At 58.5% G+C, this 1,343-nt stretch carries 3 protein-coding genes; 2 read left to right on the forward strand and 1 reads right to left on the reverse strand.

Translation table 11 applies throughout. The features are described 5' to 3' along the window. Positions 1 to 134 precede the first annotated feature (134 nt). A complete protein-coding gene (locus AC1DWI_RS23370) occupies positions 135 to 389 on the forward strand; it encodes a hypothetical protein (RefSeq protein ID WP_457282185.1) in 255 nt (84 codons plus the stop codon). A 44-nt stretch (positions 390 to 433) separates the two neighbouring features. Further along, the gene (gene greB, locus AC1DWI_RS23375; RefSeq protein ID WP_477668272.1) at positions 434 to 1,000 is read left to right on the forward strand and encodes a transcription elongation factor GreB; all 567 of its coding nucleotides are present in this window, start codon (positions 434 to 436) and stop codon (positions 998 to 1,000) included. On the opposite strand, the gene AC1DWI_RS23380 is transcribed toward greB, so the two are convergent. Continuing rightward, the coding region (locus AC1DWI_RS23380; RefSeq protein WP_477725944.1) for an ACT domain-containing protein at positions 997 to 1,343 on the reverse strand (347 nt) is incomplete at its 5' end. The two genes, greB and AC1DWI_RS23380, sit on opposite strands and share 4 nt — an antisense overlap.

Raw genomic sequence — 1,343 nt, forward strand, 5'->3', positions numbered from 1 at the left:
CCGCTATTCTGGAAGCCTAATTCCGGAGGAGAAACATGGGATCACTGAATGTCGAGGACCACGGCGAGTGGCTCAGTTTTGGCTTGTCGTACGCGGGCACCGCTATTCTGGAAGCCTAATTCCGGAGGAGAAACATGGGATCACTGAATGTCGAGGACCACGGCGAGTGGCTCAGTTTTGGCTTGTCGTACGCGGGCAGCACCATTCCCGTCAGGATTTCGCGCGAGGCGATGGAGGAGTTCTTCGGCGCCGTGCCTGGGCCGGACTCCCTGAAAAAAGCGTATGAACAGGATGCTGAAATGATTCACGCCCGGGCCGCTGATCTGGTCGTGGCGGGTGTGAGCTACACGCCTGAAAATCCCCTCGTGCTGAAAATGGAAGATTTTTAGGTGCATTCACGGCCGGCAGCCATGAATGCTATGGTGGCCGGAGCATGAACAAAGCCTTTACCAAAGAAACCGAGCCGGAGGACGACGAGCCGACGCTCGCACCCCTGCCTGCAGGCGGCAAAAACTACATCACACCACAGGGCTATGAACACCTGCGCAGCGAACTTCTGGACCTGATCGACAGCGAACGTCCCAAAATGGTGGAAATCGTTCATTGGGCTGCCAGCAATGGAGACCGCTCCGAGAACGGCGACTACCACTACGGCAAAAAGCGGCTGCGGGAAATCGACCGGCGAATCCGGTTTTTGACGCAGAGACTGGAAATTGCGGAAATCAGCAACCCGTCGGTGCACCACGGTAGCGACCAGGTTTTTTTCGGCGCGACAGTTGCCTACGCCGATGGCGAAGGAGTCGAGCGAGTCGTGACCATTCTCGGCATTGACGAAGCCAACAGCGCCCAAGGACAAATCAGCTGGATATCACCTGTCGCCAGAGCGCTGCTCAAATCGCGTGTTGGCGATGAAGTAAGTCTCATGACTCCGCAGGGTGTACAGGCGCTCGAGGTACTGAAAGTGGACTATCCCGCACCGGACAAATCGACAGCGGATTAGCCGGACGATTTGGCGCGTTGCACCCGCAGTACGGAAGGTGTGCGCTTCACGCTGCGCAAGGCGGAAGCCAGGTGGATGCGGTCGCGCACGGCCACGCCGAAGCGCAGGTCCGTGGCGTCATGCGAAGGCTCCTGGCCCATGTCGACATGGGTAATGTCCGCCTCGGCACTGGCCAATGCAGCCGCCACTCGCGCCAGGACCCCTTTCCCATTGGAGACGGTGACCAAGAGGTTTGTTTCAAACGTCCGCACAGGCTCGTCGGACCAGTCCACGGCGATAAAACGCTCGCTGTCACGGTGCTGCAGTCGCTTGGCGACAGCGCAGTCATCAGAATGTATCACCA

The sequence above is a fragment of the Polaromonas sp. P3_C2 genome, from assembly GCF_056402675.1.